Here is a 6,868-nt window from a genome sequence, read left to right on the forward strand (position 1 = left end):
CTGTTCCAGTTCCTGCCGCGCGGCCGGCGTCAGCGGCGCGAGCGTCCGGTATTTCCATTCGGGCACCGAACTCAGGAACACGACGCCATGCGGATCGGTGAGCAAGGCCCTGCCGCCGGCCTCCGCCCAACTCGCCTCCAGGCTCTCGATGTTGACCTTGACGGTCGCCACGCCCAGCATGCGGCCCTCGTGATAAATGCCGCGGGCAAAGTAATAGCCGGGCTCGCCGCGGGTCGTGCCGACCCCGTAGAAACCGCCCGGCATGCCCCGCAGGGCCTCGCGTATGTACGGCCGGAACGCGATGTAGTCGCCGACGTAGCTGTCGGGCGCGCGCCAGTTGCTGGCGGCCTGCGTCACGCCCTTCAGGTTGACGATGTAGATGCTGGTCGACCCGGCCAGGCGGTTGACGCGCTCCAGGTAGATGTTCACGTCCCGGCGCAACGCCTCGTCGTCCGGCTGGCGCAGCAGCGCGATGACGTCCTTGTTCAATTCGAACGTGCCGGGCAGGAAATCGTACTTGGACAGCAGGTGTTCGAGGCCTGCCGCGTACGTGTCCAGCCGCTGCGCGCCGGACAGCCGCAGCCGGTCGATCGCGGCATCCTCGGCATAACGGTAGGCCACGGCCGCCAGCGCCGCGCACACCAGCAGCAGCATGAGCGACAGCCCCAGCCGCCGCGGCCAGCGGCCGATATGCTGCGGGTTGACGGTGGATGCGGCTGCGGGCATGGCGGTCCTGGAATGTTTACGTTGTGCGATTAAAACACATGACGCACGCCCAGGTTGATGCCCGTGGTGCCGGTGCCGGCGTTCGTGGCGTCGCCGACCGTGTACGCGGCGCCGTCGCGGTTGACGATATGGCCATACGCCGCGTACAGGTCGGTGCGGCGCGACAGGCTGTACTCGTAGCCGATCGCGGCCTGGCGCGCGTGGGCGTCGCGGCCTGAATCGTCGCGGTGGACGATCACCGAGGCCAGCACCCTGCCCGCACGGCCACGCCCAGCAGCGCGTCGCGGCTGGCATGCCCCAGGACGTTGCGGTTGCGCGCGAAGGCCGCGTGCGCGGTCACGGTGCCGAAGCGGTAGCGGCCCACCACCATCGTGTTGCGGTCGTGCGCGGCGCCCGTCGCATCGTTTTGCCGGTGATGCGTCAGCGCCAGCGTCAGCGGACCCGCTTCGTACGTGGCCGACGCGTCGAAGGTGCGGTTCTTCGCGGCATCGCCGGCCACCTCGCCCGCGCCGACCAGCACGTCGGCGGACAAGCCGTTCCACTTCGGCGACTGGTACTCGACCGAGTTGTCGACCCGGCCGAGTCCGGGGAGGATGTTCTGCGCATTGCCCGCGAGGCCCGTGCAGAACGGGTCGACGATGTCGCGCATGACCTTGTAGTACGGCGCGTACTGGCGGCCCAGGCTGATCGTGCCGGCCGCGCCGGACAGGCCCACGTACGCCTGGCGGCCGAACAGCAGCCCGCCCTGCGCGGCCTTGCCGGTGTCGATGTTGTAGCCGTTTTCCACCACGAAGACGGCGCTCAGGCCGTCGCCGAGATCTTCCTTGCCCTTGAAGCCCAGCCGCGAGCCGGACGCCACGCCGCTGCCGATGTTCTGCGACGAACCGGCGGCGCCGCCGCGGTCCAGCACGATGCCGGCGTCGGCGACGCCGTAGACTTTAACGAACGATTGCGCCTGCGCGCAGGTGGCAAGCATGGCGAGCGCGCACGCGCCGGCGCCAGCGATATGACGATATTTCAATGAAGTCTCCGTTGATTTGATTTGTTATGTGGTCAGCCGACTTGCGCGACGACGGGTGCGACCTGTTGCGGTTTTTCTTCCAGCGCGCCTTCCCAGTTGGCGACGACGGCCGTGGCGACGGCGTTGCCGACGGCATTGGTGGCCGAGCGGCCCATGTCGAGGAACTGGTCGATGCCCATCAGGAGCAGCAGGCCCGCTTCGGGGATGTGGAACTGGTTCAGCGTGGCGGCGATGACGACCAGCGACGCGCGCGGCACGCCGGCCATGCCCTTGGAGGTCAGCATCAGCAGCAGCAGCATGGTGATCTGCGTGCCCAGCGACAGGTCGATGCCGTACGCCTGCGTGATGAACAGCACGGCGAAGGTGCAGTACATCATCGAGCCGTCCAGGTTGAACGAATACCCCATCGGCAGCACGAAGCTGGAGATCTTGCGCTGCACGCCGAACTGGTCGAGCGCCAGCAGCAGCTTCGGATACGCGGCTTCCGAGCTGGCGGTGGAAAACGCGAGCAGGAACGGTTCGCGGATCAGCGCCAGCAGGTGCAGCACGCGCTTGCCGATGAACAGCGAGCCGCCCAGGATCAGCAGCACCCACAGCGTCAGGAGACCGAGGTAGAAGCCGCCCATGAACTTCGCGAACGTGAGGAGGATGCCCAGGCCGTTGGTGGTGATGATGGAGGCCATCGCCGCGAACACGGCCAGCGGCGCCATGTTCATGATCACGCCGGTAATGCGCAGCATCACCTGCGCCAGCTGGTCGATCACGGCGGTGAGACCGGCGGCCGACTGGCCCAGCGCGCCCAGCGCGGCGCCGAAGAACAGCGCGAACACGAGCACCTGCAGGATCTCGTTGTTGGCCATCGCCTCGATCGGCGACTTCGGCACCAGGTGGGCGACAAAGTCCTTCAAGGTGAACGCGGCGGTCTTCAGGCCCGTGGCCGCGTCGACCGGCGGCAGCGGCAGGTTCAGGTGCGCGCCCAACTGCATCACGTTCGACAGCAACATGCCCAGGCTCAGCGAGACCAGCGACGCGATCACGAACCAGGCCATGGCCTTCATGCCGATGCGGCCCGCGGCGCGGCCGTCGCCCATGTGCGCGATGCCGACCGTCAGCGTCGAGAACACGAGCAGCGAGATGATCATCTTGATCAACCGGAGGAACACGTCGGTGACGATGGAAATGTGGGCGGCGATGTCGGCGCTGATCGTCTTGTCGGCGACGGTTTCATGCAGGCCGTAGCCGACCGCGGCGCCCAGCACCATCGCGATCAGGATGTACAGGGTCAGGGGACGCTTCTTTTTCACTTTGATCTCCAAGAATCGCGGCGTTTCTTGGCGCCGCGTGTTGTCGTGACCCGGCGGGAACCGGGTGCGACCACAACAGCAAGCCGCATGCCAGAGAGATCTTTGAAATATTTACGTCGTAAACGCCTGATTACAAATGTGTTTTATTTTGGAAACTGAAGTTTGCGAGCCCGGAGCATCCAACTTTCGGGACGCCCTTGGCGGGGGCTGTATGAATAATTGGAAAGGCTCCGCAAGGCCCTGTATGCCGGGCCGGGAATGGCCTTACAATGCCGCGATATTCAACAGTGCAGGACGCGGCATGGAAACCAAATGGCTGGAAGATTTCATTTCACTGGTCGAGACCAAGAACTTCAGCCGCTCCGCGCAGCTGCGGCACGTGACGCAGCCCGCGTTCTCGCGCCGCATCCGCTCGCTGGAAAACTGGCTCGGCACGGACCTGATCGACCGTACCACGTTCCCCACCCGCGTCACGCCGGCCGGCATGATCTTCTACGAACAGGCGCTGGAAATGCTCGGGCAGATCAACGGCGTGCGCGAGATGTTGCGCAACAACCGCGTCACGGCGACGAAGACGATCGACCTGGCCGTCCCGCACACCTTGTCGCTCACGTTCGTGCCGAAGTGGCTCGCCGCGCTGGAACGCGACTTCGCGTCGATCAACAGCCGCCTCATCGCGCTCAACGTCCATGACGCGGTGCTGCAGCTCGTCGAGGGCGGGTGCGACCTGCTGCTGTGCTACCACCATCCGCGCCAGCCGGTGCAGGTCGATCCGGGCCGCTACGACATGCTGCTGATGGGCCGCGAAGCGTTGTGCGCGTACGCGCGCTGCGGCGCGGACGGTCACCCGGAATACCGCCTGCCCGGCCGCAAGGACGCGCCGCTGCCGTTCCTCTCCTACACGACGAACGCCTACCTCGGACGGATGGTGGACCTGATCCTCGCGGACGCGAAGCCCGGCCTGCACTTCGACAAACGCTACGAGACCGACATGGCGGAAGGCCTCAAGATGATGGCGCTCGATGGCCATGGCATCGCGTTCCTGCCCGAATCGGCGGTCACGCGCGAGGTCGCGCAGGGGCAGCTGGCGCGGGCCAGCGAGCCGGGTCAGTGGGAGATCGAGATGGAGATCCGGCTGTATCGGGAACGGCCGTCCGATGCGCGGCCGGGCAAGCAGATCGTCGCGGATCTGTGGGAGTACCTCGTCGCGGAGCAGTCTGCGATTTATCCGAATATCGAATAAAATCGCTTTATTCGATATTCAGATATATTGACTTTATCTGCTAATCAGATAAACTCGACATATCTGAATATCGGATATTGCCTATGTCCTTCGCGCCCGACTACCACACGCTCTCTACGGCATCCCACCTCGGCCAGCTCCTCAAGGCCACGCGCAAACGGCATAAAATCACGCAGGCTGAGCTGGCTGGCTATGTCGGGGTCAGCCAGAACCGTATCTCGCACCTCGAGAATCACCCCGAGGAACTCAGCGTCAAACAGCTGCTCAGCTGGTGCTCGGCACTAAAGCTGGAGCTCAAACTCGGCGAGAGGGATACGTCGGCGGCCAGCAACTCGGCGGAGTGGTAATCATGGGGCGTCGCTCGCACAACCAAACCCTCAATCTCTGGGCCAACGGAGAATATGTCGGCCGCTGGACGGTCAATGCTGCCGGAAACTCGGAGCTGCAGTACGATGCCGGCTGGTGCGCCTCCCCGCGCGGCCGCCCTATCTCGCTGTCGCTACCCTTCAACCTGCACAATGAGCCGCTGAAGGGGGCCCGGGTCTCCCACTACTTCGACGGCCTGCTGCCCGACAGCGATTCGATCCGCAGACGGGTTGCGGCCCGGTTCAAGACAGGCTCCATTGACGCGTTCGACCTGCTGGCCGCCATCGGCCGGGACTGCGTTGGCGCCCTGCAGCTGCTGCCGGATGGCGCCCAGCCGGAGGGCGTTGACCACGTGGACGGCACTGTCGTCGATGACGAAGCCATCGAGCGCCACCTTCTGGATGTGGTGAACCCAGACCAGCGCGGCGGCCCGCAGGCCCCAGACGACGACTTCCGGATTTCTCTGGCTGGCGCGCAAGAGAAGGACGCGTTCCTGTGGTGGGATGGCAAATGGATGAAGCCGCGCGGCGCCACGCCGACGACGCACATCTTCAAGCTTCCAATCGGGCTCGTCGGCGGCCGCAAAGCTGACTTCTCGACCTCGGTCGACAACGAGTGGCTCTGCCTACGACTGTTCAAGGAATTCGGCCTGCCGACGGCGAACGCCGAGATTGCTACCTTCGGCAAGCAGCGTGTCCTCGTCGTCGAGCGCTTCGACCGGGTGCGCTCGGCCAGCGGTCAGCACCTGTTCCGGCTCGTCCAGGAAGACTTCTGCCAGGCCACCGGCGTGTCGCCCCTGGTGAAGTATGAGAATGAAGGTGGCCCGGGCCTGAAGCAAATTTTCACGCTGGCCCAGCAGTCGCAGCAGGCCAAAGAGGACATGCGCACGCTGATGGCGTCGCAGCTGCTGTTCTGGATGCTGCGCGCGCCGGACGGCCACGCCAAGAACTTCAGTATCCAGCTGCTGGCCGGCACGGGCCGCTTCAAGCTGACGCCCATCTATGATGTGATGTCGGCCTACCCCGTCATGGGCCCAGGCCCGAACCAGTGGTCGGAACACGAAGTCAAAATGGCGATGGCCCTTCTCGGCAAGAACCGGCACTACCTGGCGCGCGACATCCAACGAAGGCACTTCAACAGCACCGCGAAAAAGGTCGGCTACGGCGATAACGCGGAGCCGCTGCTCCAGGAGTTCATCGCGCGCACGCCGGACGTCGTGGAGAAGGTCCGTGGTGAGCTTCCGGACGGCTTCTCGGCCGCAGTAGCGGACAAGGTTCTGGATGGCGTGCTGGCTTCGGCGCACGCGCTGGAAGCAATGCCGCCAAGCTAAGAACACCCAACAAACGAACATCGAGTGTCCATGCCATTCAGCGCCATTCCGTAAGCGCGATCACGACAATGCTCTCGACCGCGACAACCGCTGTCGGCCCGCACGAATAGCGCAAACACAGCCATGCTTTTTGCGCATGACCGCATGCGCAAGCAGCATTGGCCAGTCTCCGGCCGCCCATCCTATGATGGGCTCAGCCTTGAACCACACACGGAGACCTGCCATGAGCCACGACTACATCCCTTCCTACCTGAACCCGAACGACCTCGGCCCGTGGGGCCAGTACCTGCAACAGGTCGACCGCGTCGCCCCGCACCTGGGCAGCCTGTCGCGCTGGATCGAAACGCTGAAGCGTCCGAAGCGCATCCTGACCGTCGACGTCCCGATCGAACGCGACGACGGCACCATTGCGCATTACGAGGGCTACCGCGTCCAGCACAACCTGTCGCGCGGTCCGGGCAAGGGCGGCGTGCGCTTCCACCAGGACGTGACGCTGTCGGAGGTGATGGCGCTGTCGGCCTGGATGTCGGTGAAGAACGCGGCCGTCAACGTGCCGTACGGCGGGGCCAAAGGCGGCGTCCGCGTCGATCCGTCCACCCTGTCGAAGGGCGAGCTGCAGCGCCTCACGCGCCGCTATACGAGCGAAATCAGCATGCTGATCGGCCCGACGAAGGACATCCCCGCGCCGGACGTGAACACCAACGAACAGGTCATGGCCTGGATGATGGATTCGTACGCCATGATCGAAGGGAACCTGTCGACGGGCGTCGTGACGGGCAAGCCGGTCTCGCTGGGCGGCTCGCTGGGACGCCGTGAAGCGACGGGCCGCGGCGTGTTCGTCGTCGGGCAGGAAGCCGCGGCGCGGCGCGGTGTGGCGC

General features: G+C 65.0%; 8 protein-coding genes. 4 read left to right on the top strand and 4 right to left on the bottom strand.

The genetic code is table 11. From position 1 onward, the window contains the following. The 4 genes from ACEN88_RS21340 to ACEN88_RS21355 form a co-directional block, all read right to left on the bottom strand. Positions 1–726: cache domain-containing protein (locus ACEN88_RS21340; protein ID WP_413342809.1), on the bottom strand; the 726-nt coding region annotated here is incomplete at its 3' end. Between the two features lie 29 nt (positions 727–755). Then, entirely contained in the window at positions 756–977 is a 222-nt protein-coding gene (locus ACEN88_RS21345) for a porin (RefSeq protein ID WP_413342811.1), read from the bottom strand. After that, a complete protein-coding gene (locus tag ACEN88_RS21350) occupies positions 962–1,747 on the bottom strand; it encodes a porin (protein WP_413342813.1) in 786 nt (261 codons plus the stop codon). The genes ACEN88_RS21345 and ACEN88_RS21350 overlap by 16 nt, the downstream gene beginning before the upstream one ends. A 32-nt stretch (positions 1,748–1,779) precedes the next feature. Next, positions 1,780–3,051 (bottom strand): dicarboxylate/amino acid:cation symporter, encoded by a 1,272-nt coding sequence (locus ACEN88_RS21355; protein WP_413342815.1) that lies wholly within the window; start codon positions 3,049–3,051, stop codon positions 1,780–1,782. Between the two features lie 301 nt (positions 3,052–3,352). On the opposite strand from ACEN88_RS21355, the gene ACEN88_RS21360 reads away from it, so the two are divergent. The 4 genes from ACEN88_RS21360 to ACEN88_RS21375 all read left to right on the top strand — a co-directional run. Then, the gene (locus ACEN88_RS21360; RefSeq protein WP_413342817.1) at positions 3,353–4,294 is read left to right on the top strand and encodes a LysR substrate-binding domain-containing protein; all 942 of its coding nucleotides are present in this window, start codon (positions 3,353–3,355) and stop codon (positions 4,292–4,294) included. A gap of 83 nt (positions 4,295–4,377) precedes the next feature. Then, positions 4,378–4,641, top strand: coding sequence for a helix-turn-helix domain-containing protein (locus ACEN88_RS21365; RefSeq protein ID WP_413342819.1), 264 nt, complete (start codon positions 4,378–4,380; stop codon positions 4,639–4,641). Between the two features lie 2 nt (positions 4,642–4,643). Beyond that, on the top strand, positions 4,644–5,990 hold the full coding sequence (locus ACEN88_RS21370) for a type II toxin-antitoxin system HipA family toxin (RefSeq protein ID WP_413342821.1): 1,347 nt from the start codon (positions 4,644–4,646) through the stop codon (positions 5,988–5,990). Between the two features lie 223 nt (positions 5,991–6,213). Then, positions 6,214–6,868 (top strand): Glu/Leu/Phe/Val family dehydrogenase (locus ACEN88_RS21375; RefSeq protein ID WP_413342823.1); only part of this gene is annotated, 655 nt, incomplete at its 3' end.

Source organism: Massilia sp. CT11-108, from assembly GCF_047302915.1.
Classification (GTDB): domain Bacteria; phylum Pseudomonadota; class Gammaproteobacteria; order Burkholderiales; family Burkholderiaceae_D; genus Telluria; species Telluria orientalis.

Bases quoted from the DNA above. Each gene is read 5' to 3' on its own strand.
- ACEN88_RS21370 (WP_413342821.1), top strand. From the start codon at position 4,644: ATGGGGCGTCGCTCGCACAACCAAACCCTCAATCTCTGGGCCAACGGA.
- ACEN88_RS21365 (WP_413342819.1), top strand. From the start codon at position 4,378: ATGTCCTTCGCGCCCGACTACCACACGCTCTCTACGGCATCCCACCTC.
- ACEN88_RS21360 (WP_413342817.1), top strand. From the start codon at position 3,353: ATGGAAACCAAATGGCTGGAAGATTTCATTTCACTGGTCGAGACCAAG.